This window comes from Lelliottia sp. F153 (assembly GCF_002870005.1).
Classification (GTDB): Bacteria; Pseudomonadota; Gammaproteobacteria; order Enterobacterales; family Enterobacteriaceae; genus Enterobacter; species Enterobacter nimipressuralis.
The window spans coordinates 1-26,291 of the sequence record NZ_PKFT01000018.1; the positions used below are offsets into that span (position 1 = coordinate 1).

General features: G+C 55.3%; 21 protein-coding genes and 1 riboswitch. Of the genes, 8 read left to right on the top strand and 13 right to left on the bottom strand.

All coding sequences use genetic code 11. The features are described 5' to 3' along the window. Positions 1–193: 193 nt before the first annotated feature. Both murI and btuB read right to left on the bottom strand, forming a co-directional pair. Complete coding sequence (gene murI, locus F153LOC_RS21330; protein ID WP_102105806.1) at positions 194–1,045, bottom strand: glutamate racemase; 852 nt, start codon at positions 1,043–1,045, stop codon at positions 194–196. Next, a complete protein-coding gene (gene btuB / locus F153LOC_RS21335) occupies positions 990–2,843 on the bottom strand; it encodes a TonB-dependent vitamin B12 receptor BtuB (protein WP_102105805.1) in 1,854 nt (617 codons plus the stop codon). The genes murI and btuB overlap by 56 nt, the downstream gene beginning before the upstream one ends. Positions 2,844–2,908: 65 nt before the next feature. Then, positions 2,909–3,086, bottom strand: a riboswitch (cobalamin riboswitch). A 104-nt stretch (positions 3,087–3,190) separates the two neighbouring features. On the opposite strand from btuB, the gene trmA reads away from it, so the two are divergent. Beyond that, on the top strand, positions 3,191–4,291 hold the full coding sequence (gene trmA / locus F153LOC_RS21340; protein WP_102105804.1) for a tRNA (uridine(54)-C5)-methyltransferase TrmA: 1,101 nt from the start codon (positions 3,191–3,193) through the stop codon (positions 4,289–4,291). A gap of 83 nt (positions 4,292–4,374) precedes the next feature. Here the strand turns inward: trmA and F153LOC_RS21345 are convergent, their stop codons facing one another. After that, on the bottom strand, positions 4,375–4,734 hold the full coding sequence (locus tag F153LOC_RS21345) for a YijD family membrane protein (RefSeq protein WP_100778403.1): 360 nt from the start codon (positions 4,732–4,734) through the stop codon (positions 4,375–4,377). Then, positions 4,734–5,378, bottom strand: coding sequence for an HTH-type transcriptional repressor FabR (gene fabR / locus F153LOC_RS21350; RefSeq protein ID WP_129035629.1), 645 nt, complete (start codon positions 5,376–5,378; stop codon positions 4,734–4,736). Before fabR ends, F153LOC_RS21345 begins: the two co-directional genes overlap by 1 nt. 196 nt (positions 5,379–5,574) lie before the next feature. Here fabR and sthA point away from each other — a divergent pair, with 196 nt between their 5' ends. Further along, positions 5,575–6,975, top strand: coding sequence for a Si-specific NAD(P)(+) transhydrogenase (gene sthA / locus F153LOC_RS21355; protein WP_100778401.1), 1,401 nt, complete (start codon positions 5,575–5,577; stop codon positions 6,973–6,975). On the opposite strand, the gene oxyR is transcribed toward sthA, so the two are convergent. From oxyR to argC, 4 genes are all read right to left on the bottom strand, one after another. After that, entirely contained in the window at positions 6,958–7,875 is a 918-nt protein-coding gene (gene oxyR, locus F153LOC_RS21360) for a DNA-binding transcriptional regulator OxyR (RefSeq protein WP_095283927.1), read from the bottom strand. The genes sthA and oxyR overlap by 18 nt on opposite strands. Positions 7,876–8,167: 292 nt before the next feature. Further along, positions 8,168–9,541: an argininosuccinate lyase gene (argH, locus tag F153LOC_RS21370; RefSeq protein WP_102105803.1), complete on the bottom strand. Its 1,374-nt coding sequence runs from the start codon at positions 9,539–9,541 to the stop codon at positions 8,168–8,170. A 113-nt stretch (positions 9,542–9,654) separates the two neighbouring features. Further along, positions 9,655–10,431, bottom strand: a complete 777-nt coding sequence (argB, locus tag F153LOC_RS21380) for an acetylglutamate kinase (RefSeq protein WP_095283929.1) — start codon at positions 10,429–10,431, stop codon at positions 9,655–9,657. A 6-nt stretch (positions 10,432–10,437) separates the two neighbouring features. Beyond that, entirely contained in the window at positions 10,438–11,442 is a 1,005-nt protein-coding gene (gene argC / locus F153LOC_RS21385) for an N-acetyl-gamma-glutamyl-phosphate reductase (RefSeq protein WP_102105802.1), read from the bottom strand. An 88-nt stretch (positions 11,443–11,530) separates the two neighbouring features. Between argC and argE the strand changes: the two genes are divergently transcribed. The 3 genes from argE (at position 11,531) to F153LOC_RS21400 (ending at position 16,535) form a co-directional block, all read left to right on the top strand. After that, on the top strand, positions 11,531–12,682 hold the full coding sequence (gene argE, locus F153LOC_RS21390; protein WP_102105801.1) for an acetylornithine deacetylase: 1,152 nt from the start codon (positions 11,531–11,533) through the stop codon (positions 12,680–12,682). Between the two features lie 258 nt (positions 12,683–12,940). Further along, positions 12,941–15,592, top strand: coding sequence for a phosphoenolpyruvate carboxylase (gene ppc, locus F153LOC_RS21395; RefSeq protein WP_100778397.1), 2,652 nt, complete (start codon positions 12,941–12,943; stop codon positions 15,590–15,592). A 94-nt stretch (positions 15,593–15,686) separates the two neighbouring features. After that, positions 15,687–16,535, top strand: coding sequence for an AraC family transcriptional regulator (locus tag F153LOC_RS21400; RefSeq protein WP_102105800.1), 849 nt, complete (start codon positions 15,687–15,689; stop codon positions 16,533–16,535). On the opposite strand, the gene F153LOC_RS21405 is transcribed toward F153LOC_RS21400, so the two are convergent. From F153LOC_RS21405 to F153LOC_RS21425, 5 genes are read right to left on the bottom strand one after another with little or no spacing between them, the layout of a single operon-like run. Beyond that, positions 16,522–16,878 carry a PTS fructose-like transporter subunit IIB gene (locus F153LOC_RS21405; protein ID WP_102105799.1) on the bottom strand — a complete coding sequence of 119 codons (357 nt, stop codon included), beginning with the start codon at positions 16,876–16,878 and terminating at the stop codon, positions 16,522–16,524. The genes F153LOC_RS21400 and F153LOC_RS21405 overlap by 14 nt on opposite strands. A gap of 1 nt (position 16,879) precedes the next feature. Continuing rightward, positions 16,880–17,755, bottom strand: coding sequence for a [formate-C-acetyltransferase]-activating enzyme (locus F153LOC_RS21410; RefSeq protein WP_102105798.1), 876 nt, complete (start codon positions 17,753–17,755; stop codon positions 16,880–16,882). Then, complete coding sequence (locus tag F153LOC_RS21415) at positions 17,721–20,015, bottom strand: formate C-acetyltransferase (protein ID WP_102105797.1); 2,295 nt, start codon at positions 20,013–20,015, stop codon at positions 17,721–17,723. Before F153LOC_RS21415 ends, F153LOC_RS21410 begins: the two co-directional genes overlap by 35 nt. A 51-nt stretch (positions 20,016–20,066) precedes the next feature. After that, entirely contained in the window at positions 20,067–20,387 is a 321-nt protein-coding gene (locus F153LOC_RS21420; RefSeq protein WP_100778392.1) for a PTS fructose-like transporter subunit IIB, read from the bottom strand. Between the two features lie 14 nt (positions 20,388–20,401). Beyond that, on the bottom strand, positions 20,402–21,481 hold the full coding sequence (locus F153LOC_RS21425; protein WP_100778391.1) for a PTS fructose transporter subunit EIIC: 1,080 nt from the start codon (positions 21,479–21,481) through the stop codon (positions 20,402–20,404). A 314-nt stretch (positions 21,482–21,795) separates the two neighbouring features. Here F153LOC_RS21425 and ptsP point away from each other — a divergent pair, with 314 nt between their 5' ends. From ptsP to F153LOC_RS21440, 3 genes are read left to right on the top strand one after another with little or no spacing between them, the layout of a single operon-like run. Continuing rightward, on the top strand, positions 21,796–24,297 hold the full coding sequence (gene ptsP / locus F153LOC_RS21430) for a phosphoenolpyruvate--protein phosphotransferase (protein WP_102105796.1): 2,502 nt from the start codon (positions 21,796–21,798) through the stop codon (positions 24,295–24,297). A gap of 14 nt (positions 24,298–24,311) precedes the next feature. After that, positions 24,312–24,974: a fructose-6-phosphate aldolase gene (fsa, locus tag F153LOC_RS21435; protein WP_102105795.1), complete on the top strand. Its 663-nt coding sequence runs from the start codon at positions 24,312–24,314 to the stop codon at positions 24,972–24,974. A 12-nt stretch (positions 24,975–24,986) separates the two neighbouring features. Further along, complete coding sequence (locus F153LOC_RS21440; RefSeq protein WP_102105794.1) at positions 24,987–26,090, top strand: glycerol dehydrogenase; 1,104 nt, start codon at positions 24,987–24,989, stop codon at positions 26,088–26,090. The last annotated feature ends 201 nt before the right edge of the window (positions 26,091–26,291 follow it).

Sequence of the window (26,291 nt, forward strand, 5' to 3'; positions counted from 1 at the left end):
GTTTTCCTCATTCAGAGTCAAGCGTTTAATTTCGCTTTTCGCTGTCGGCGTTCATCGCTGAACCCCTGCTGTCCCGGCGGCTTGCGTGCCGTTGTTCCGTGTCAGTGGAGGCGCATTATAGGGAGTTCTCAGACGTTGACAACCCCTCTTTTAAAAAAAACTTTCAACCGCCTTTTTTTTGTTCAAAACCGTGCTACAGCGCCAGTTTTTCGAGCGTTTCAAAGCCATATCGGCGTAAGACGGGTAAAAGTTGCTCAGTCTCAGGGGTGAGCGCCATACAGAAAGCAATATTCTTGTCACTGGATTTGGCATCTGGCGCTTCATGTTCAAGAAGCCACGCGGTGCGTCGGGCAATCGCGGCACCTGAGTCGACCAGACGCGTGCCTTCCGGCAAGACCTCAAGCAGCTCGTCCTGTAAAAGCGGGAAATGCGTGCAGCCCAGCACAACCGTATCCGGTGGTTCAGCCATTCGTAGCCATGGACGCAAAATGCGACGCAGCTCCTCCAGCGGCACCGGATGACCATGCAGCTTCGCTTCGGCCATCTCCACCAGTTCGGCTGAGCCGAGCATGGCAATCGAGCATTCGTTAGCGAAGCGGTCGATCAGCTCACGCGTATAAGGACGCTTTACCGTCCCGCGCGTCGCCAGCAGGCCGACGATACCGTTCGCCGTCAGACGAGCCGCAGGCTTAATCGCCGGCACCACGCCCACAACAGGAAACGGGAATTTTTCGCGTAATGCAGGAAGGGAAACGGTGCTTGCGGTATTACAGGCAATCACGGCCAGCGCTAAGGGATAACGCTGTTGGACGGCAGTGACGATTTCCAGGACACGCTCAACGATAAAGTCTTCGCTCTTTTCCCCATAAGGAAAAGCGACGTTATCGAAAGCATAGATGTAATGAAGATCCGGCAGAAGATGCCGAATCTCATCGTAGACCGAAAGCCCACCGACGCCGGAGTCAAACACCAGCACGGTGGGTCGTGGATCAGAAGGTGTAGCTGCCAGACAAGGTGTATTCCCGTCCTGCAGTTTGGTAGCCATAAACTGTCTCGTAATCTTTATCGAACAGGTTAGCTATTTTACCACGAACTGTCAGATGTGAGGTGACAGGATATGAAACTGCGACATCCCACAGACTTACGCCACCCATTTTCACACGTTCAGACGTATAGGTATTGGGATCGTATGCCACATCATAACGCGTGCCCAGATAGCGGTAGGCCAGATTCCAGTCGAGATCCCATACCTGCCAGTCCAGCTGATACTTAACCTGCTGCTTCGAACGGCGGGCCAGCACTTCGTTGGTTTTAGCGTTACGGGGATCCACATAATCATAGGAAATCTGGTGCCCCACCAGGCCAGTGTCGAACTGCGCTGTGGCTTCGATACCTTTAATACGGGCTTCGTCGACGTTGTAGTAACGATACGTGTGCGGATCGCTGCTGATCAGGTTATCAATATCATTACGATAACCTGTAACACGCCAGTTTACCGGTCCCGTCAGACCTTCAAAGCCCCCTTCCCACTGCTTACTCTCTTCCGGTTTAAGGTCCGGATTCCCGTAAGTCGCGCTGTGAATCTGGCTCATTGTTGGGGCTTTATACGCCGTACCGTAAGAGGCAATAGCGCGGTAACCATCAATAAACTCCCACGCCGCACTGGTTTGCCAGGTACCGTGATTACCAAAGTTAGAGTTATCGTCATTACGCGCAGCCGCTTCAAGCGTCACGCTATTGAACTGCTGCATCGCAGAGAGGAACACACCGGTGTTACGTTGCTCGTAACCTTTATCCAGATAACCCGTTCCCGCCTGGGTTTTTTGTTTCTGCCAGTCCAGACCCGCACCGATATTACCGTGGCCGACTTGAATATGATTCAGCCATTGAGTGGTGTACTGCTTCACATCGTCAGTCGTTGCCGAATCCGCGTAACGTCCTTTTTTCGGATCATAATTCTGATCTTTACTGCGGCCATACCCCGCAACCAGTTGAGACTGGAAAATACCCTGGTTATAACGCAGGCCCGTATCCCAGTTTTGACTGTAGAGCTGGCGTGTATCCGGTCTTCCGTCGATCATGAAATTGGCATCATAGTGATCATAACCGTCATACGCAGTACGGTTGTCATAGCCAAAGCCACGGAAGAAACCGCTCACGCTGTCGGTGATTTGCTGCTCCACGGAGCCGTACAGAGACTTACTCATAAAACCGTCGCGATCCGGCTGACGCGGTGCATCCTGCGCATCAATATCAAAACCGCGGGTATAGGTATAGTTGCCCGCAAGGGTGACTTTGGTTTTATCGAAGAGCTGCTGGAATGAACCGTCGTAAGACTGATAGCCCTTCGACCCCACACCCGCAGAGATCTCACCGCCAGGCTGATCGCGTCCGGTGATAATGTTGATTACGCCGCCAATCGCATCGGAACCATACAGCGCAGACCGTGGACCGCGAATGTACTCAAGACGCTGGATAAGAGAAGTAGGGATTTGGCTAAGATCGGCGACATTACTGATCCCGGCGTTGTTCAGCGGGATGCCGTCAATCAGCACCAGAACGTGACGAGATTCTGTACCGCGTATAAAAGTAGAAGCGTTTGCCCCCATGCCGCCGCTTTGGGCGATATCCACACCCGGCAGGCGCTGCATGACTTCAACGACGCTCTTGGCCTGCCAGCGTTCGATATCTTCACGGGTCACCACCGACGTCGGCGCCAGAACGGTATTTGCCGGTTGCTCAAAACGGTTTGCTGTCACCACCAACGAGTCAGCGCTTTCCTGCGCCCAGCCCGAAAAAGCCGTGACGGAAAGCGCCGTCATCAGCGATACTTTTTTAATCATTGTTAAAGCATCCACAATATAAGAAGGATGCCGCAGGCGTCATCTATAGCACGCGATGATGAAACCAAATGCGACGTAACACCGGCAGGTCTTCGGGCTTGGTGGCGTGTGTGGATGAAGACTTCCCACTCGAAAGCAGTGTCTACAACATTCATCCCGCCAGTCTTTACCGCTGCGCGTCAGCTCCAGATTTACACTGGATTCCCTTTTCACTTACAGGAGACCGGAAACAGAATGCTACAATTAGAAACGTATGGATGTCCAGACAGCTATGCATGATTAAATCTGGACATCCCCTGTACAGTGCTTACAATCCCCGCGAAATTGTTTACCACTCAGGATGCATCATGACCCCCGAACACCTCCCGACAGAACAGTACGACGCGCAGCTGGCAGAAAAAGTGGTCCGCCTGCAAAGTATGATGACGCCTTTTGCGGCGCCCGTTCCCGAGGTGTTCCGCTCGCCGGTCAGTCACTATCGCATGCGCGCTGAATTCCGTATCTGGCATGACGGCGACGATCTGTACCACATCATTTTCGATCAGCAGACCAAGTCCCGCATCCGCGTAAACAGCTTCCCGGCCGCGAGTGAATTAATTAACCAATTAATGACGCTGATGATTGAAGGCGTACGTGATAACCCGATTCTGCGCCACAAATTGTTCCAGATTGATTACCTGACCACGCAAAGCAACCAGGCGATCGTCTCCCTGCTTTATCACAAAACCCTGAATGATGAATGGCGTCAGGAAGCGGAAGCGCTGCGCGATGCGCTGCGTGCCCAGAATATCAATGTGCATCTGATTGGCCGCGCCACCAAAACCAAAATCATGCTCGATCAGGACTATGTGGATGAACGTCTGCCGGTGGCCGGGAAAGAGATGATCTATCGCCAGGTCGAAAACAGCTTCACGCAGCCGAATGCGGCGATGAACGTGCAGATGCTGGAGTGGGCGCTGAACGCCACTGAAGGGGCAACGGGTGATTTGCTCGAGCTATACTGCGGGAACGGCAACTTCTCCCTCGCGCTGGCGCGCAACTTTGAACGCGTTCTGGCCACCGAAATTGCTAAACCCTCCGTCGCGGCAGCGCAGTACAACATCGCGGCGAACCACATTGATAATGTGCAAATTATCCGTATGGCAGCCGAAGAGTTTACGCAGGCCATGAACGGCGTGCGTGAATTCAACCGCTTGCAGGGAATCGATCTGAAGAGCTACCAGTGCGAGACGATTTTCGTCGATCCACCGCGCAGCGGGCTGGACAGCGAAACCGAGAAGATGGTGCAGGCCTATCCGCGTATTCTTTACATCTCCTGCAATCCGGAGACGTTGTGTAAGAATCTGGAAACGTTAAGCCAGACGCACAAGGTTGAACGTCTGGCATTGTTCGATCAGTTCCCATACACGCACCACATGGAGTGCGGCGTACTGCTAACGGCGAAGTAAAATCTTGTAGGCCGGATAAGCGAAACGCCATCCGGCTTTTTTTGGGCAGGTGGCGCTACGCCTGTCTGCCCTACAACATCCCGTTATTCATGGATTTGATGCTTACGGTTACGCATCTTAATACCAATCCAGAACACCAGCGCTACTGACAGCACCGCAGGCAGGAAGTTAGAGCCGATATCCGGATATTCCGCGCGCACCACGGTGCTATACAGCAGAACGCCAAGGATAAAGAACGCGGCAGCCAGGCCCGGTAAACCCACCGGCATGGTACGGTTCTGATAGCGCTGATGCAGACAGTAAACCGTTAGCACCAGAGCGATAAGCGGGAAGATCGAAAACGGCACAATCGAGCTGAACACGGCTGCAAATGTTCCGTTAATAGATAAGCCAGCGATCAATGCCAGCAACAACGTACCTTTATCCTGACCTGACTGTTTCATTACTCACCTTCGTCGATTTGATGCGCCGACTTTTCTTGTTCCCGGCGGTACCAGTAATACGCCCCTTTGGAAATCATCCTCAGCTGTAATACCAGTCGCTCTTCGAGTTGCTTGCGTTGTTCAACGCCAACATCCAGTGCTTCGGCACCCGCACTGAAAACAATGGTCACCATCGCCTCGGCCTGCGCTTCCGTGAAGGCGCGTGGCATATGGTTTTCGATTTCGAGATAGTCGGCAAGTTCCGCAATAAAATGCTGAATTTCGCGCGCAACGGCGGCACGAAACGCGGCAGATGTCCCCGAACGTTCGCGCAATAACAGTCGAAACGCGTTGGGATTGTTGCCGATAAATTCCATAAACGTTGAAACGGACGTGCGGATCACGCTGCCGCCTTTGGCGATACGCTGACGCGCCTGGCGCATAAGCTGGCGCAGCATCAGGCCGCTCTCATCCACCATGGTCAGACCCAGCTCATCTACATCACGAAAATGACGATAAAAGGACGTTGGCGCAATCCCGGCCTCGCGTGCGACTTCGCGCAGGCTCAAACTGGCAAAACTTCGCTCAGCACTCAGTTGACTAAATGCCGCTTCCACCAGCGAACGCCGGGTTTTCTCTTTTTGTTGTGCTCTTACGCCCATCACAATAGTTGAATCCTTCCAAAGGCCTTCAGGCACTATACCAGAGAATAAAATTAATCTGTTTGCATCACTTTGTGAATGATTGTTTACGCGAGGTTTGTGCTCCACAGCTCGAAAAGAGCACAACGATAATTGGGTTATCCTGCTAATGATGTTACTATTCTGTTGCTTTTATGTATAAGAACAGGTAAGCCTTGCCATGCCACACACCTACGATTACGACGCAATAGTTATTGGTTCCGGCCCCGGCGGCGAAGGCGCTGCTATGGGACTGGTGAAACAGGGAGCCAGAGTAGCGGTCATCGAGCGCTACCATAATGTTGGCGGCGGTTGCACCCACTGGGGCACCATCCCTTCTAAAGCCCTCCGCCACGCCGTTAGCCGCATTATTGAATTTAACCAGAACCCTCTTTACAGCGACCATTCCCGACTTCTTCGTTCTTCCTTTGCCGACATTCTCAACCATGCTGATAACGTGATTAATCAGCAAACGCGGATGCGCCAGGGGTTTTACGAGCGCAATCACTGCGAAATTTTGCAGGGCGACGCGCACTTTGTTGACGAACACACGCTGGCGCTGAAGTGTCATGACGGTTCCGTCGAGACGATTACCGCCGAGAAATTTGTCATCGCCTGCGGCTCACGCCCGTACCATCCGACTGACGTCGATTTCTCTCATCCGCGCGTCTACGACAGCGACTCGATTCTGAGCCTGCACCACGAACCGCGCCACGTGCTCATCTACGGCGCAGGGGTGATTGGCTGCGAATATGCGTCGATTTTCCGTGGAATGGACGTGAAAGTCGACCTGATCAACACCCGTGACCGTCTGCTGGCGTTTCTCGATCAGGAGATGTCCGACTCCCTCTCCTACCACTTCTGGAACAGCGGCGTGGTTATTCGCCACAACGAAGAGTACGAGAAAATCGAAGGCTGCGATGACGGTGTGATCATGCACCTGAAATCCGGGAAAAAGCTCAAAGCCGACTGCCTGCTGTATGCCAACGGGCGTACGGGTAACACCGATTCGCTGGCGCTGGAAAACATCGGTCTTGAAACGGATAGCCGCGGTCAGCTGAAGGTCAACAGCATGTACCAGACTGCCTTACCGCATATCTACGCGGTGGGTGATGTGATTGGTTATCCGAGCCTGGCTTCCGCCGCTTACGACCAGGGCCGCATCGCTGCCCAGGCGCTGGTGAAAGGCGAAGCGACTGCGCATCTGATCGAAGATATTCCAACCGGGATTTACACCATTCCGGAGATCAGCTCGGTGGGCAAAACCGAACAGCAGCTGACGTCAATGAAGGTGCCTTACGAGGTGGGTCGTGCGCAGTTCAAGCATCTGGCGCGGGCGCAAATCGTGGGAATGAGCGTGGGAACGCTGAAGATTTTGTTCCATCGCGAGACGAAAGAGATCCTCGGGATTCACTGCTTCGGTGAACGCGCGGCGGAAATCATTCATATCGGTCAGGCCATCATGGAGCAAAAAGGTGGCGGTAACACGATTGAGTACTTCGTTAACACCACCTTTAACTACCCGACGATGGCAGAAGCCTATCGGGTAGCAGCGCTGAACGGTTTAAACCGCCTGTTTTAACGCACCGTCAAAGTGGCCATCCATCGAACTGCGGATGGCCTCTGCCAGCTGCTCATAGCGGCTGCGCAGCGGTGATCCTGGACGATAGACCAGACCAATGGTACGACGCGGCTCAGGTTTAATGCACGGCAGATAGACCACACCATCGCGTTTGCGCTCGCGCGGTACGGCCAGCGCAGGCAGCAGTGTAATACCACTTCCCGCCGCCACCATATTGCGCAGCGTTTCCAGGCTGGTTGCACGGAAATGGGTATCTTCATCCGCACCCGCTTCAAAGCAAAAGCCCATCGCCTGATCGCGCAAACAGTGACCGTCTTCGAGCATCAGCAGCTTTTCACCCGCCAGATCGGACATCGGCACGCGATCGCGGTTCGCCCACGGGTGATCCTCATAGATCGCCAGCATCATCGGCTCATCAAACAGCGGCACTTCGATAAAGGCTTCGCTCTCTTTGACCAGCGCCAGAATGGCACAGTCGAGCTTACCGCTATCCAGCTGCGCCAGCAGTTGATGGGTCTGGGCTTCGTGCAGATACATTTCGAGTTTCGGGAAGGTCTGGTGCAGCATCGGAATAATTTGCGGCAACAAATAGGGGCCAACGGTAGGGATCAGGCCAATGTGCAGCGGGCCGGACATGGCTTCCCCCTGCTGGCTTGCCATTTCCTTGAGCACTTTGACCTCGCGCAGCACGGTGCGCGCCTGATCCACCAGCAGCAAACCGGCCTGGGTGAACAGCACTTTACGACTGGTACGTTCCAGCAGCATCACGCCCAGCTCATCTTCCAGCTTGCGGATCTGACCGCTCAGGGTCGGCTGGCTGACGTGGCAGGAATCTGCCGCGCGGCGAAAATGACGATGCTCAGCTAACGCTACCAGGTATTCAAGATCACGAATATTCATTATTCATCCTCCGTCGCCACGATAGTTCATGGCGATAGATAGCATAGCAACGAACGATTATCCCTATCAAGCATTCTGTTGAATAATACACCACATAGACGAGGCGGTGACTGTTTGACCCTTGAAGCACCGCCGCGTTATACGAGTTTCTCTCAAAACTCGAACAACTAAAGCCAACGTGAACTTTTGCGGACCCTGTGTCCGCTTTTTTTTGCATAAAAAAAGCCCGGCAAACGCCAGGCCTGATTTTTATTGGCCGGGTAAGCGCTGCGCCACCCGGCAATGTACCGACTTAAATCAGCCGATCTTTCGCATCCGCAATCGCCTGCGCCACCTGCTTCGGCGACACACCGCCTTTCGCCGCACGCTTATCCAGGCAGGATTGCAGCGCCAGAATCGGATAGACGTCATCGCCAATCACCGCACTGAATTTTTGCAGATCGGCAAGCGTAAGATCTTCCAGCGGCTTGCCCTGACGAATCGCCTCAACCACCGCTTCGCCCACAATATGGTGCGCCTCACGGAACGGCACGCCTTTGGCGACCAGATAATCCGCAAGCTCCGTAGAGTTCGCATAGCCCTGCTGCGCCGCTTCCTGGCAACGTGGACGTTTCACCTGAATACCGTCCAGCACCAGCGCGCCCATATGCAGGCAGTCGAGCCAGGTGTCGAGAGCATCAAACAGCCCCTCTTTATCTTCCTGCATGTCTTTGTTATAGGCCAGTGGCAGCCCTTTCAGCGTCATCATCATGCCGGTCAGCGCACCCTGCACGCGGCCACATTTACCCCGGATCAGCTCCAGCGCATCCGGGTTTTTCTTCTGCGGCATCAGGGAAGAACCGGACGTCACGCGATCAGACAGCTCAACAAACCCGGCTTCACCGGAGTTGAAGAAAATCAGATCTTCGGCAAAGCGCGACAGATGCACCATGCCAATGGACGCATTCGACAGTAGCTCCAGCACGTGGTCGCGATCGGAAACGCTGTCCAGGCTGTTACGGGTGGCAGAAGCAAAGCCCAGCCAGCCGGCTAACTGTTCACGGTCGATTTCATACGCCGTGCCGGCCAGCGCACCGCTGCCCAGCGGACTGACGTCCAGACGCTTCAGGGTATCCTGCAAACGGCTTTCATCGCGCGCCAGCATTTCAACATAGGCCAGACACCAGTGAGCAAACGTCACGGGCTGCGCGCGCTGCAGGTGGGTATAACCCGGCATCACCGCGTCCTGATTGTGATGCGCGGTTTCCACCAGCGCACTCTGCAGCTGGCGATTCGCCGACAGCAGCTCCACAACAGTGTCTTTACACCACAGCTTCAGGTCAGTCGCGACCTGATCGTTACGGCTACGCCCGGTGTGCAGCTTTTTACCCAACTGGCCGACTTTGTCGATCAGTTTGCCTTCCACCCAGCTATGAATATCTTCAGCATCGCTCTCAAGGATCTGCTGCGGATTCAGACGCACCTCTTCCAGCAGAGTGTTCAGCGCCTCTTCGAGCTGCACTTGTTCGTCTGCAGTCAGCACGCCAACGGTAACCAGCGCTTTAGACCAGGCCACAGAGCCGACGATATCCTGTTCGGCCAGGCGGTAGTCGAAGCGCAAAGAGTCATTGAACTGTTTGAAACGCTGATCCGCTGCCTGTGTAAAACGCCCACCCCAAAGTGCCATAACATGCTTCCTTAAATTCGGTTAGTTCTGTCGGGTCGCGCTGCGCTTACCCGACCTGCAATCATCAATACTCTTTTTTTACCCGATAACGCTGTACTTACATGCACAAAATATTAGGCCAGAATACGTGTACCAATCGGCGTGCCGTTAAACAGCGCGGGCAATTGTTCCGCGTGACGCCACGAGGCAATATCGACCGGGCGACCCAAAGTGCGAGCGGCATCCAGCGCGGCATTCACCTTCACAATCATGCCGTCGGTAATAATGCCCTGGTCGATTAACTGCTCAGCCTTCGCCGCCGTCATCTCGGCAATGCGCTGGCCTTTTCCATCCAGAATCCCGCTCACATCGGAGAGCAGAATCAGATCCGCGCCCAGCGTCGCCGCCAGCGCCGTGGCCGCCTGGTCGGCATTCACGTTCATCAGTTGACCCTCTTCAGTCACCCCGATAGAGCTCACAACCGGCAGGAAACCGCCTTCCAGCAGGGTGTTAATCAGCTTAGGTGAACCCGGCTGCGCCAGTCCAACATGGCCCAGTTCTTCGTCGAGCTGGGTCACATTTACGCTATCACCGTCGCCCAGATACAGGCCCACGGAGGCGATATGGTGTTTCTTCGCCCACGCCAGCAGCGTTTTGTTTGCGGTTCCCGCCAGCGCGCCGGTAATGATGTCGATCTGATCGGCAGGCGTCACACGCAGGCCGTTTTTCTTTTTCACCGGCAGATTCAGCCCTTTCATCAGCTCATCCACCACGCAGCCGCCGCCGTGTACAATCACCAGCGGACGTTGGTGTGATTCACGATAGTTCACCAGTGCAGTAAACAGACGCTCCAGCGCTTCTTCGCTGTCCAGCAGTACGCCACCGAGTTTGATAATTAATGGATTCATCATCACACCTTAAATAAGAGACTGCGTTTCGGCGAAGCCAAAACGAATGTTTGCGCACTGCACCGCCTGGGCGGCAGCGCCTTTGAGAAGGTTATCTTCTGCAGCCACCACGATCAGGTGCTCGCCCTGAACGGCAAAACCGATATCGCAGAACGGCAGGCCGACCACGTTTTTCAGCGCCGGGACACCTTTGTCATACAGACGCACCAACGGTTTATCGGCATAAGCCTGATTAAAGGCTTCGGCTACCTGATCTATGGTCACGCCCGGTTTCAGACGGCAGGTGATGGTTTCCAGAATCCCACGCGGGAAGTTGCCCAGATGCGGGGTGAAAATCACTTCCGCGCCCAGGTGTGTGGTGATTTCCGGGTGATGACGGTGGTTGAACACACCATACGGCTGCAGGCTCACTTCGCAGAAGCTGTTAGAAATGGCCGCCTTACGCCCGGCACCGCTGACGCCACTGGTGGCGTTGATCACAGGCCACTGATTGAGATCCAGCAGACCCGCGTCGATCAAAGGTTTAAGAGAAAGCTGCGCCGCCGTTGGATAGCATCCCGGAACGGCAATCAAATTGGCTTCTTTCAGCTTATCCGCGCTCCACTCTGCCAGACCATAAACCGCTTTTTTAAGCAGATCCGGATGCTGGTGAGTAAAGCCGTAATATTTTTCATAAAACGCACTGTCGTTAACGCGGAACGCGCCGGAGAGATCGAAAACCACACAGCCGGCCGCCAGGAACTGCGGTGCCAGGTCGTGGCTAACTTCGTGGGCGGTGGCCAAAAACACCACATCCACACCGTCGGTAAACTCGCTGATGTCGGACATCGGCTGCAACGGCAAATCCACGATTCCCTTAAGCTGCGGATGCAAATCAGAAATTAATTTTCCCGCATCATTGCTTTGCGCTGATACGGTCAAAGCGGTTATGGTCATATGAGGATGGCGATTCACGTAGCTTACAAGCTCTGCGCCCGCATAACCGCTAGCGCCCACAATCAGCGTATTCAACATCGGGTTCCTTTACGATCAACGTTAGTGTATTTTTATTCACATTTAGTGCATGAATATTGATACTATCACGACCTAAGGTATGTCAACAATGAAAATGAATTTACCACCCTTTATCGAGATTTACCGCGCCCTGATTGCCACGCCGTCCATCAGTGCGACCGAAGAAGCGCTCGACCAGAGCAATGAGTCTTTAATCAATTTACTGGCTGGCTGGTTTAGCGAACTCGGGTTTAAGGTGGAAGTTCAACCCGTTCCAGGAACCCGCAATAAATTCAACCTGCTCGCCAGTACCGGTGAGGGTGCTGGTGGCCTTTTGCTGGCCGGACATACGGATACCGTCCCCTTTGATGATGGCCGCTGGACGCGCGATCCCTTCACCCTGACCGAGCACGACAGCAAGCTCTACGGTCTGGGCACGGCGGATATGAAAGGCTTCTTCGCCTTTATTCTTGATGCCCTGCGTGACGTGGATGTGAAAACCCTGAAAAAGCCGCTCTACATTCTGGCCACCGCCGATGAAGAGACCAGCATGGCGGGTGCGCGCTATTTTTCGGAGAATACCGCCCTGCGCCCGGATTGCGCCATTATCGGTGAACCGACCTCACTGCAACCGATTCGCGCCCACAAAGGCCATATCTCTACTGCCGTGCGCGTGATGGGCCAGTCCGGCCACTCCAGCGATCCCGCTCGTGGCGTTAACGCCATCGAACTGATGCATGATGCGATTGGCCGTATCATGCAGCTGCGCGACTCCCTGAAAGAGCGCTATCACCACGATTCGTTTACCGTGCCGTACCCAACGCTGAACCTGGGCAGTCTGCACGGTGGTGACGCCTCCAACCGCATCTGCGCTTGCTGCGAACTGCATATGGATATCCGCCCACTGCCGGGCATGACCTTAAGCGATCTGGATGGGCTGTTGACGGAAGCACTGGCCCCTGTGAGCGAGCGCTGGCCGGGCCGTCTGACCATTTCCGAGCTGCACCCGCCGATCCCTGGCTACGAATGCCCGCCGGACCACCAGCTGGTGCAGGTGGTCGAAAAACTGCTCGGTGCGCAAACCGATGTGGTGAACTACTGCACCGAAGCGCCATTTATCCAGACGCTGTGCCCGACTCTGGTGCTTGGCCCGGGTTCCATTAATCAGGCTCACCAGCCGGATGAATACCTGGAAACCCGCTTTATTAAGCCGACACGCGAATTAATTACCCAGGTTGTGCATCATTTCTGCTGGCACTGACATTTCTTTTTGAGTGCCCTCTTCCGCCGGGAGAGGGCACCAAAACGCATGATCCCCGTCACATTCTCATAAGCATCTCTTATCTGACGCGAAGCGAATTAAATTTCGTAAATTGCCCACATTTATTCGTTTGCTGAACCGTTTTCGCAGCAATTGACGGCAGGGGGTTTACGTGGCTTTATAAAGGGAGATGACAAATAAATGTCCAAAAGATTTCTGAATGGGCATAAACAAAAATGATGGGGTGACTGGGTTTTTATGAACGAACAATATTCCGCGTTGCGTAGTAATGTCAGTATGCTCGGCAAAGTGCTGGGAGATACCATCAAGGACGCGCTGGGAGAGAACATTCTCGACCGCGTTGAAACCATCCGTAAGCTGTCCAAATCCTCCCGTGCAGGAAATGAAGCGAACCGCCAGGAGCTGCTCACCACCTTGCAGAACCTGTCCAACGACGAGCTGCTGCCCGTCGCGCGCGCGTTCAGCCAGTTCCTGAACCTGGCTAACACCGCCGAGCAATACCACAGTATTTCGCCGAAGGGCGAAGCTGCCAGCAACCCGGAAGTGATTGCCCGCACGCTCAGAAAACTCAAAGACCAGCCCGATCTCAACGAAGAGACCATCAAAAAAGCGGTGGAATCCCTCTCCCTGGAACTGGTGCTCACTGCGCACCCGACCGAGATCACCCGTCGTACGCTTATCCACAAAATGGTGGAAGTGAACAACTGCCTGAAGCAGCTTGATAACAAAGACATTGTCGATTACGAACGCAACCAGCTGATGCGTCGTCTCCGCCAGCTGATTGCCCAGTCCTGGCACACGGATGAAATCCGTAAGTACCGTCCAAGCCCGGTTGATGAAGCCAAATGGGGCTTCGCGGTCGTGGAAAACAGCCTGTGGGAAGGTGTGCCAAACTACCTTCGCGAGCTAAACGAACAGCTCGAAGAGAATCTGGGCTACCGCCTGCCGGTGGATTTCGTGCCGGTGCGCTTCACCTCCTGGATGGGTGGCGACCGCGACGGCAACCCAAACGTCACCGCTGAAATCACCCGTCACGTCCTGCTGTTGAGCCGCTGGAAAGCCACCGACCTGTTCCTGAAAGATATTCAAATCCTGATTTCTGAACTGTCGATGGTCGAAGCGACGCCAGAGCTGCTGGAACTGGTCGGCGAAGCGGGCGCCAGCGAGCCGTATCGTTATCTGATGAAAAACCTGCGCAGTCAGCTGATGGCGACCCAAGCCTGGCTGGAAGCGCGCCTGAAAGGCCAGCGTCTGCCGAAACCGGCGGGACTGCTCAGCCAAAACGAACAACTGTGGGACCCGCTCTACGCCTGCTATAAATCACTACAGGCATGCGGAATGGGCATCATCGCCAACGGCGAGCTGCTCGATACCCTGCGCCGCGTGAAGTGTTTCGGCGTGCCGCTGGTACGTATCGACGTGCGTCAGGAAAGCACCCGCCACACCGAAGCGCTGGGCGAGCTGACCCGCTATCTCGGCATTGGCGACTACGAAAGCTGGTCTGAAGCTGACAAACAGGCCTTCCTGATCCGCGAGCTGAACTCAAAACGCCCTCTTCTCCCGCGCAGCTGGGAGCCGAGCGAAGAGACCAGCGAAGTGCTCAACACCTGTAAAGCGATCGTTGATGCGCCAAAAGGATCTGTCGCCGCCTATGTGATCTCCATGGCGAAGACTCCATCCGACGTGCTGGCCGTGCATTTGCTGTTAAAAGAAGCCGGTATTAGCTTTGCGCTGCCGGTGGCTCCGCTGTTTGAAACTCTCGACGACCTGAATAACGCCAATGACGTGATGACCCAGCTGCTAAATATCGACTGGTATCGCGGCTTTATTCAGGGCAAACAGATGGTAATGATTGGCTATTCCGACTCTGCGAAAGACGCGGGCGTAATGGCGGCCTCCTGGGCGCAGTACCAGGCGCAGGACGCGCTGATCAAAACCTGCGAAAAAGCGGGTATCGAATTAACGCTGTTCCACGGACGCGGCGGCTCTATCGGTCGCGGCGGCGCACCAGCGCACGCGGCACTGCTTTCGCAGCCGCCGGGCAGCCTGAAAGGCGGCCTGCGTGTCACCGAGCAGGGCGAGATGATCCGCTTTAAATATGGCTTGCCGGAAGTAACCATCAGCAGCCTGTCGCTCTACACCAGCGCGATTCTTGAAGCGAACCTGCTGCCACCACCGGAGCCAAAAGACGCATGGCGTCATATCATGGACGAGCTGTCAGATATCTCCTGCGATCTGTATCGTGGCTATGTGCGTGAAAACAAAGATTTCGTCCCGTACTTCCGCTCGGCAACGCCTGAACAGGAGCTGGGCAAACTGCCGCTCGGTTCACGTCCTGCGAAACGCCGCCCAACCGGTGGCGTAGAGTCTCTGCGCGCTATTCCATGGATCTTCGCCTGGACGCAAAACCGTCTGATGCTGCCTGCCTGGCTGGGTGCCGGTGCGGCGCTGCAAAAAGTGGTCGAAGACGGCAAGCAAAGCGAGCTGGAAACCATGTGCCGCGACTGGCCGTTCTTCTCCACCCGTCTGGGCATGCTGGAGATGGTGTTCTCCAAAGCCGACCTGTGGCTGGCGGAATACTACGATCAGCGCCTGGTCAAACCGGAACTGTGGGGCCTAGGTAAAGAGCTGCGTGAGCTGCTGGAAGGCGATATTAAAGTCGTGCTGGATATCGCCAACGACTCGCATCTGATGGAAGATTTACCGTGGATTGCCGAGTCTATCCAGCTGCGCAACATCTACACTGACCCACTGAACGTATTGCAGGCAGAACTGCTGCACCGTTCCCGTCAGGCGGAAGAAGCCGGCAAAGAGCCAGACCCACGCGTGGAACAAGCGCTGATGGTCACCATCGCGGGCGTCGCTGCGGGCATGCGTAACACGGGCTAATCACTATTTTACGCTCATCAGGCCACACCATGTGTGGCCTTTTTTTATGCTTGCAGGTAAGGTTTTCTCTTTGGTCAACACGGAAGGAAATGCCATGCAGCAAGATATCAGCCTGATCCTGGCCGAATTGATTGAAGGCCCGGCATCCCTGCGGAAAGTGCATTTTGCTAACCCCGCGACTCCCGCACCAGAGCTGGCGTTGCAGGTTGATTTTCCACGTCTGGAGATTGTGCTGGAAGGCTCCGTGAAAGACGTATCGACCGGAGTTTTGCAGGCTCAGGATGTCTTATATGTCCCGGCGGGCGGCTGGAACTCACCACAATGGCAACAACCCGCAACCGCCTTAAGCATTCTGTTTGGCAAACAACAGCTTGGTTTTAGTCTGGTGCAGTGGGATGGCATAGCCCTGCGCAATCTGGCAAAACAGCACGTTGCACGCCGAGGCCCGCGTATTGGCTCATTCCTGCTGCAAACCTTGCATGAAATGCAGATGCAGCCACAGGAGCAGCAAACCGCCAGGCTGATTACCTTGAGCCTGCTCAGCCATTGCACCGACCTGCTCGGCAGCCAGATCCAGACCGCTTCACGTAGCCAGGCCCTGTTTGGCGCCATTCGCGACTATATTGATGAGCACTACGCGTCGCCGCTGACCCGTGAATCCGTCGCGAAAGCGTTCTACATCTCACCCAACTATCTTTCGCATCTTTTCCAGAAGACAGGCGCGGTGGGATTTAACGAATATCTGACGCATACCCGGCTCGAACATGCTCGCCGGTTGCTGAAGGGGTATGATTTGAAGGTCAAAGAGATCGCACACAGCTGTGGGTTTATTGACAGTAACTATTTTTGCCGACTGTTCCGCAAAAATACGGAACGCTCGCCGTCTGAGTATCGCCGCCAGTACCACAGTCAGTTCACCGGAAAGTCGGTTAATCCAGAATAAGCTGGGTATGTTGCGGGGCAGACTGCAGTTTACGGACGGCAACCATCACCTTTTGCGGGTCGCGTAAGAACGCATTGATGCCGCATTTCACATAGCGACACTGCTCGAATCGCTCCACGCCAGCCAGTTCAATATCCGTAATGAGCAGAACCACTTCCGCCTGACGAATGTCCTCTTCTGTTAGTTCGCATTCAATGCCCAGAGCACCCTGGGTTTCGATACGAATGTTCCACTTTTCCTGGTGGCAGAGCTTTTCCAGCCGTTCAGCTGCCATGTAAGTATGGGCGACACCGCTCACACAGGCGGTCACTGCGACAATTCGGTGTTCCGCGATAGCGGCCATATTAACCTCCAACGGTTACCAAAAATCCTGCACGCTCGGCCATCTGTCGCACCCGGGCGATATCCTCTTCCGTCGGTACAGCCACCTGGCTCATGGTCCACTCGTGTCCGAGCAGCCGATATTTCGGCTCGCCGTACTGATGGAAGGGCAGCAAGTGCAATTGCCGTATATTTGAGGGTATCAGAAATGCCAGTACGCGATTCATATTCGTCTCACTCAGCGTATAACCGGGGATGAGCGGCACGCGAGGGATCACGTTGATCCCCTCTTCCACCAGACGCAGCAGATTTTCCAGCACCCTCGGTAGGTTCATATTTATCACGGTTTTCGCCTGGTCTGAATCCATGATTTTCAGATCGAACAGCACTTCATCGCACTGCTTCGCCAGGGGTAAAAGGCGGGAAAGCGGCGCATCGCCTGCGGTTTCAATGGCGGTATGGACTCCCCACCGACGTAGCCGTTGCAATAGCTGAGTGGCAAAAGGCGCCTGCATCAACACCTCACCGCCGGAGAGCGTCACACCACCGCCGGAGGAGCGAAAGAAGACCTCATCTTTCATTACCTCGCGTTCAAGTTCTTCAAGCGTAACATCGCGACCAATGTGCTCAAACGCACCGGAAGGGCATTCGTCAACATCTCGCAAGCAGGGTGCGCAGTGCAGACATTTGCTCTCCCTGCGCACGGTTTCTATCCTCGGCGAGATGGATTCCGGATTAGCGCACCACGGGCAGGAGTGGGGACAGCCTTTGAAAAAGACCACCGTGCGGATGCCCTGCCCGTCATTCAGGGAGTAGCGCTGGATGTTAAAAATACGCACCTGGTCAGCGCGTGTTTCTATCACTTCACAGCTGATGCGCGGTGCGGCGGATAATGTCATCCTGAATCTCCTTCGACAGCTCAACAAAGAAGGCACTGTACCCGGCGACGCGGACCACAAGCCCGGCGAAATCCTGCGGACGCTGCTGCGCTTCGCGAAGCGTATCCGCATTCACCACGTTGAACTGAACATGCTGTAATTTCAGCTGGGTGAAAGCACGCAGGAAATCGGCCAGTTTTTGTAACCCTGCGTCACCTTCGAGCGTGGCTGGCGTGAATTTCACATTCAGCAGCGTGCCATTAGAGAGCAGATAGTTATCCAGCTTGCTCACGGATTTCAGCACCGCCGTCGGGCCCTGCATATCCTGGCCGAGCATCGGCGACAGCCCGCCGTCCGCCAGCTGCTCACCGGCAAAACGCCCATCCGGCGTGGCTCCAACGACAGCACCGAGCGGCACGTGGGCTGAGACGGTATAAGATCCCGGCGTGAATTGCCCCCCACGCGGATTACGATACTTTTCGACCTCTTTGCAGTAGTGGCGCAGAAGTTCAGCGCTGATATTGTCGACCTCGTCAATATCATTGCCGTATTTTTCGAAGCGATGGATAAGCCGCGCACGAACCTTTTCACCCTCGGGCGTCGCGAAGTTCGCTTTGAGTACCGCCAGCAGTTCATCAAAACTTAAGCGCTGCTGCTCAAACACCAGCCCTTTTAAGGCATGAAGCGAATCACTCAGATTGGCGATCCCAATACCCTGTACACCGGAGAAGTTATACCGTGCCCCGCCTTCGGTGATGTCCTTGCCGTTATCAAGACAGTCGCTGATAAAGGAAGAGAGCAGCGGAACCGGTGCCCAGTCGCGATGGCCAATGTCGCAGATATTGCTGCCTTCGACCATTAACGCAATGTAGTGGTTAATTTTGGTGCGGATATGTTCCGTCAATTCGTCATAACTCAGCGTCGCATTGCCTTCGTTCTCCTGCATCGCAATTTCCATGACCTTCAGCAGGTTAAACATGGCTATATCGTGCAGACCGTAGGTTTTACCCGGAATCGATAACTCAACGCAGCCGACAACCGCATAATCGCGCGCATCTTCCAGCGACACTCCGCGATTCAGGAAAGCGGGCACTACCACCTCGTCATTGAAAATCTGCGGAATACCGGTGCCCAGACGAATAGTTTCCGCCGTCTTGAGCAGGAACGGCCTGTCGATAAACTCATTGACGCGAACACCCAGGTTCGGCTGCGGTAACTGGATACTCTGATAGGCATCGAGGCAGAGGAATGAGAGCACGTTTACCGCGCTGCGGCCATTTTCCGTCAGGCCACCCAGCAACGCGGTGTAGCCCGTCGGGAATCCGGCAAAATAGCGGGCGCTGCTGGTCGAGCGCAACAACACCACGTCGTTGCATTTCACCCACAGAGATTCTAATAACTCTTTAAGGAACGCCGCATCTTCGCCCTGGCTCAGCGAGGCCTGATAAAACGGCAGCATGTACTGATCGAAGCGGCCAATAGAGAGCGAACTGGCGTTAGATTCATACTGCAAAATGACGTTCATGTACCAGAACAGCTGACACGCCTGCCAGAAGCTTTTTGGCTTGTATTGGGCGTTGTGGCGCGAGTTTGCAGCGATGGCCAACAGCTCCTGTCGACGCGCTTCGTCATAGTGTTCAGCCATCTCTTCCGCCAGCGCCGCGTAGCGCAGGATATGGCGTTGCGAGGCTTCAAGCAGCAGTAGCGCGGCCTGGTAAAATGCATTCTGCGGCTCGCGCTGACAGTGCTCGTTCATCTCAGCCACCAGTGCACCCAGCCCGTTGTTCAACAGACGCGGGTAATCAATGATGATGTGCCCCTGGCCTTTATCCGTCTGGTTAACGCTGAAAATCTGCGTGCTCACCGCCGCTTTGACCTCTTCCGTCATCTGGCTATTGATGAAGTCCTTCATCGACCGCTTTTCCCAGTACGGATAAAGCACATCGCGGTAGAGGCGTTTGTCTTCTTCGCTGATATTAAAGCGATCCTGCGGGCGAGTGGAGAACTGCTCCAGCTCTTTCAGCAGCCAGTACGGGTCCATTTCGGGCGACATAATCCCGGCGCGCGGTTTCACCGTGCGGTTACCGGCAATCAGTTCATCATCACGAATCGCGATCTCAACGTGGTCGAGAATATATGCCGTCGCTTTCGCCCGACGCAGAATGACCGGTTCGCCTTCCGTCTGCTGATGGCTTTCGGTGTAGAGCAGCGCACGTTCAAGCGAGATTTCACGCGGGCTGGCGAACAATGCGTCTTTCATGCGCTGAATACGATTCGTCATGATTAAACTCCAGTAACTGAGAACAAGCCCGCCCCGAAGGGCGGGAAGAGGTCAGGCGGTTTGCGCCAGGTGGGCATCAATTTTGTTCATGATGGCTTCTGCGCGTTTGACCGCATCACTGATGTTGACGCGCACAATGGTTTTTCCGGCGAAGCGCTCTTCAAACTTAATGCCGATATCTTTGGTCAGGATGACCATATCCGCTGCGGCGACGTCTTCAGCCGTCAGTTCGTTTTCGAGGCCGATAGACCCCTGGGTTTCGACTTTGACTTCCCAGCCTTTGGCTTTAGCGGCGCTTTCCAGCGCTTCGGCGGCCATGTAGGTGTGGGCAACGCCAGACGGACACGCGGTGACTGCAATAATTCGGGCCATATTTTCTTCCTCACTCAGTTAATTTCGAAATCCAGATCCAGGTCGTCTTCCTTCTCTTCGACCTGTTTCGCGTTCTTACGCGCAATGCTTTTCAGTACGTTAACGCTGACCGCCGTGACCACGGCCCCCACGGCAACGGCCGCGATATACCCGAGCTTGCCTTCCACTACGGGCAGCACAATCAGGCCGCCCCACCCGGCATAACATTGCGCGCCAAATACGGCTGCTGTGACTGCACCGCAGGCAGAGCCAAGCATGATGGAAGGAATGACGCGCAGCGGATCGGCAGCGGCAAAAGGTATTGCCCCTTCCGTCACACCCACGCAGCCCATCACCAGCGCGGCTTTACCCGCTTCGCGCTCTTCAGCGTTGAAATTCTTGCGGTTGATAAGCGTCGCCAGTCCCAGTCCTAATGGCGGTACGCAGATCCCAACCGCCGCGATAGCCACCACGGTATAAACCCCCTGCGCCACGCAAATCAGCATGAACGCGTAGGCCACCTTGTTGATAGGGCCGCCCATGTCGAAGGCCAGCATGAGTCCCATGATGACGGCGAGTACCACGATGCTGCCCTGCTGCATGCCTTGCAGCCACTGCGTTAATCCGGTGGTGAGTGCGCCGACAGGTTCACCGAGACCCCACATCATGATGCCGGCGGTGATAAAGGTGCCGATGATAGGGATGATGAAAATCGGCATGACCGAGCGAAGCACTTTCGGCACTGGCAGTTTTTTCAGGTAGAAGACGACGATACCGCCGAGGATCCCGGCGATGATGGCGCCGAAGAACCCTGCGCCGAAACTGTTACCGACCCATGCTGCGATAGCACAGGGGGCGAGTGCCGCGCGTTCGGCAATGGAATAACCGATATAGGCCGCCAGGAAAGGCACCATCAGCGTTAAGCCCGCCACGCCAAGATCGAACAGTTTTTTCAGATTGGGATCGGTGGCAGCGTCCGGAACGGCCCCTTTGCCATAGAGCATGACCGAAACGGCCAGCAAAATACCGCCTGCGACGACGAAGGGGATCATGTGCGACACCCCTGTCATCAGATGCTGCCGCGTGTTCTTGAGAATATGCATCAACTCTTTCATGTGTCGCTCCCGGGCTTTCGCTCGCCTATATCCATAAAGATGTTGTGGCAACAATAGGCAATCGGAAAGCGGGCTGACAGTGGACAAAAAGGGCATTTGCTGGATTTTTGTAATACAGAAAGAAAAATGCGATCCGCCTCGAAATTTCCACCCTCCTTCAAAAAGCGCAAAAACAGTGAACCTGTGAGTCAAATCTCACTTTTCGCCGGACATTACATTTGTCCAGCGTTTGGTAGTTTTGTCACATGGCGCGTCTCACCGTCGCGCTCGTATGCTTTCCACTAATAGTGATTTTGGTTTTCAGGAGTGTGCGTATGACCCAGGTTGTGGATTTTGTCTGTGATTTGCCCAATGGCGTACATGCACGCCCGGCAAGTCATGTTGAAACGCTGTGCAATACTTTTACCTCGCAGATTGAGTGGCACAATCTGCGCAGCGATCGGAAAGGCGATGCCAAAAGCGCGCTCTCCCTGATCGGCACCGATACTCTGACGGGTGATGCCTGTCGCCTGGTGATTACTGGTGCAGATGAACAGCATGCCTACCAGCGTCTGGCGCAGTGGCTAAAAGAGGAGTTTCCCCACTGTGACGCTCCCCTCGCCGCCACGATTAGCACCGATCTCGACCCGTTACCGGAATCCCTGACTCGCCTCAACCCGACGCTCTTTCGCGCTCTGCCCGTATGCAGCGGCAGCGATCGCGGCGTGCTTACACTGCTGACTTCGCTGGATCTCAACGCGTTAACGTCACTCCCTGACGCCCGAGGCGCGGAGGAAGAACAATCTTCGCTAGATAAAGGTCTGACGCTGCTGGTGAAAAGCATTGAGCTGCGCGCGCTGGATAGCGACAGCACCGCAAGCGCCATTCTGGAAGCCCATCGCTCCCTGGCGACGGACGCCTCTCTGAGAAAGCATCTTCTGGCAGGCGTCAATCAGGGGCTAAGTTGTGCGCAGGCGGTTATCGCCACGGCAAATCATTTCTGCGCTGAGTTTTCGCGCTCCAGCAGCAGTTATTTACACGAGCGCGTACTGGACGTACGCGATGTCTGCTATCAACTCTTACAGCAGATTTACGGCGAGGAGCGCTTCCCGGCACCGGGTCAGCTGACGCAACCGTCCGTCTGTCTGGCAGACGACCTCACGCCGGGCCAGTTCCTGGAGCTGGATAAAACCCTGCTGAAAGGCCTGCTGCTGAAAAGCGGCGGCACCACTTCCCACACGGTGATTCTGGCGCGTTCGTTTAACATCCCAACGCTGGTGGGCGTCGACAGCGATAGCCTGCTGTCATGGCGCGATCAATCGGTGTTTATTGACGGCAATGCCGGTGCCATCGTGGTGAATGCCAGCGAGGCGGTTGCCCGTTATTACCAGCAGGAAAAGGCCGTACAGGGGCAGCTTCGCGAACAACAGAGCGTCTGGCTCGATCGCGAAGCGAGAACCGCGGATGGTTTGCGCATTGAAATTGCCGCCAACATTGCCCATTCGGCAGAAGCGCAGGCCGCCTTTGGCAATGGCGCTGAGGGAGTAGGCCTGTTCCGCACCGAAATGCTGTACATGGATCGCGCCTGCGCGCCCTGTGAAAACGAGCTGTACAACATTTTTTGTCAGGCTCTGGAAAGTGCAAACGGGCGGAGCATCATTGTGCGCACCATGGATATCGGCGGTGATAAACCCGTTGAGTATCTGAATATCCCGGCGGAGAACAACCCGTTCCTCGGCTATCGTGCCGTCCGTATTTACGAAGAATATTCCGCGCTGTTTACCACTCAGCTCAGGGCGATCCTTCGCGCGTCTGCGCATGGCAGCCTGAAGATCATGATCCCGATGATCTCCTCGATGGAAGAGATCCTGTGGGTGAAGGAAAAACTTGCTGAAGCCAAACAGCAGCTACGTGCCGAACATATTCCGTTTGAGGAGAAAATCCCCCTCGGCATCATGCTGGAAGTGCCGTCAGTGATGTTCATCATCGACCAGTGCTGCGAAGAGATTGATTTCTTTAGCATTGGCAGCAATGACCTGACGCAGTACCTGCTGGCGGTCGACAGGGATAACGCCAAAGTGACCCGCCATTACAACAGCCTGAATCCGGCATTCCTGCGGGCGCTCGATTTCGCCGTGCAGGCCGTGCATCGTCAGGGGAAATGGATTGGTCTTTGCGGTGAACTCGGGGCAAAAGGCTCTGTGCTGCCGCTGCTGGTCGGGCTGGGGCTGGATGAACTTAGCATGGGTTCGCCGTCGATTCCGGCGACCAAAGCGCGTCTGGCACAGCTGGACAGCCGCGCGTGTCGTCAGTTACTCAATCAGGCGATGGCATGCCGCACGTCCCTTGAAGTGGAGCATCTGTTAGCCCAGTTCCGTATGAATCAGCAGGACACCCCGCTGGTCACGCCGCGCTGTATTTCTCTCGATAACGACTGGATCAGCAAAGAAGAGGTCATGAAGGGCATGACCGACAAGCTACTGCTGGCCGGACGTTGCCGCTATCCGCGCAAGCTGGAAGCCGATTTATGGGCGCGGGAAGCCGTTTTCTCGACCGGTCTTGGTTTCAGCTTTGCCATTCCGCACAGCAAATCTGAGCACATTGAGCAATCCACCATCAGCGTCGCGCGGCTGAAAGCCCCCGTCCAGTGGGGCGATGAAGAGGCGCAGTTCATCATTATGCTGACCCTCAACAAACACGCAGCGGGCGATCAGCACATGCGTATTTTCTCGCGTCTGGCGCGCCGCATCATGCACGAAGATTTCCGCAACGCGCTGGTTAATGCCAGCTCCGAAGAGGCCATCGCGGTCCTCCTGCAACGTGAATTAGAACTGTAAACAGAGGAAGAGTCATGGAACTGTATCTTGATACCGCCAACGTGGCGGAAGTTGAACGTCTGGCCCGTATTTTTCCGATTGCTGGCGTGACCACCAATCCCAGCATTGTCGCCGCCAGCCGCGAGTCTCTCTGGGATGTGCTGCCGCGCCTGCAAAAAGCCATCGGGCCGGAGGGCACCCTGTTTGCACAAACGATGGGCCGTGATGCCGAAACCATGGTGGCCGAAGCCAAACGTCTGAGCAACGTACTGCCGGATATCGTGGTCAAAATCCCTGTCACCGCGGAAGGGCTGGTCGCAATCAAAGCGTTGAAAAAAGAAGGTATTACGACGCTCGGCACCGCCGTTTACAGCGCGGCGCAGGGTTTATTGGCCGCGCTGGCGGGAGCGAAATATGTCGCGCCATACGTTAACCGCGTCGATGCCCAGGGCGGCGACGGGATTCGCATGGTGCAGGAGCTGCAGTCCCTGCTGGAACTGCATGTCCCCGACAGCAATGTGCTGGCCGCCAGCTTCAAAACGCCGCGTCAGGCTCTCGACTGCCTGCTCGCCGGATGTGAGGCGATCACACTTCCTTTAGATGTAGCGCAACAAATGCTCGGCACGCCAGCGGTAGAGTCAGCAATAGAGAAGTTCGAGCACGACTGGAAAAACGCGTTTGGTAACCTCAATCTCTAAAGGAGAAACGTTATGGACCGTATCATTCAATCACCGGGAAAATACATTCAGGGCGCGGATGTTCTCACCCGCCTTGGTGACTACCTGAAACCGCTGGCCGCGCGCTGGCTGGTCGTTGGTGATAAATTCGTTCTCGGCTTTGCCGAAGAGACGCTGCGTGAAAGCTTCAAAAATGCTGAACTGCATGTTGAAATCGCGCCATTTGGCGGCGAATGCTCCCAGACTGAAATCGATCGTCTGCGCAAGCAGGCAAAAAGCGCAGATTGCCAGGCCGTTTTAGGTATTGGCGGCGGGAAAACGCTTGATACGGCCAAAGCGCTCGCCCACTTTATGGATGTGCCGGTTGCTATCGCGCCGACCATTGCCTCAACGGATGCACCGTGCAGCGCCCTTTCAGTCATCTACACCGACAGCGGCGAGTTCGATCGTTACCTGATGCTGCCGCACAATCCGAATATGGTTATCGTCGACACCAAAGTCGTGGCCGGTGCGCCAGCCCGCCTGTTAGCGGCAGGGATCGGCGATGCGCTGGCAACCTGGTTCGAAGCACGCGCCTGCTCCCGCAGCGGCGCCACCACTATGGCAGGCGGGAAATGTACCCAAGCCGCACTGGCTCTGGCCGAGCTGTGCTACAACACGCTTATCCAGGAAGGCGAAAAAGCGATGCTCGCCGCCGAACAGCATGTCGTGACCCCCGCCCTTGAGCGCGTGATTGAAGCCAACACCTATCTGAGCGGCGTGGGCTTTGAGAGCGGCGGATTAGCCGCAGCGCATGCGATCCACAACGGTCTGACGGCCATCCCTGATGCGCACCACTATTACCACGGTGAAAAAGTCGCGTTTGGCACCCTCACCCAGTTGGTGCTGGAAAATGCCCCGGTTGAGGAGATCGAAACGGTGGCCGCGCTGTGCCATAGCGTCGGATTGCCGATCACGCTGGCGCAGCTGGATATCAAAGAGGATATTCCGGGCAAAATGCGTCTGGTGGCAGAAGCGTCATGCGCAGAAGGCGAGACGATTCACAATATGCCTGGCGGTGTAACGCCGGATCAGGTGTACGCAGCACTGCTGGTTGCCGATCAGTACGGGCAGCGTTTTTTACATGAGTGGGAGTAATTCCTGTCGCCGGATGGCACTGCGCTAACCCGGCCTACTAATTGCTTAGGAGCACACAAGCGCAGCCGCCGCAGAGTAAAAAACCACCTGCATAGCAGGTGGCATTGATAACGCCCCATAGGGGCGTACTAAGTCCAGACTCTGAGAGCCTTCCCTTCACACCTCTTTTAGTGGAAGCTGGCTCTCTTCAACTTCATGCTT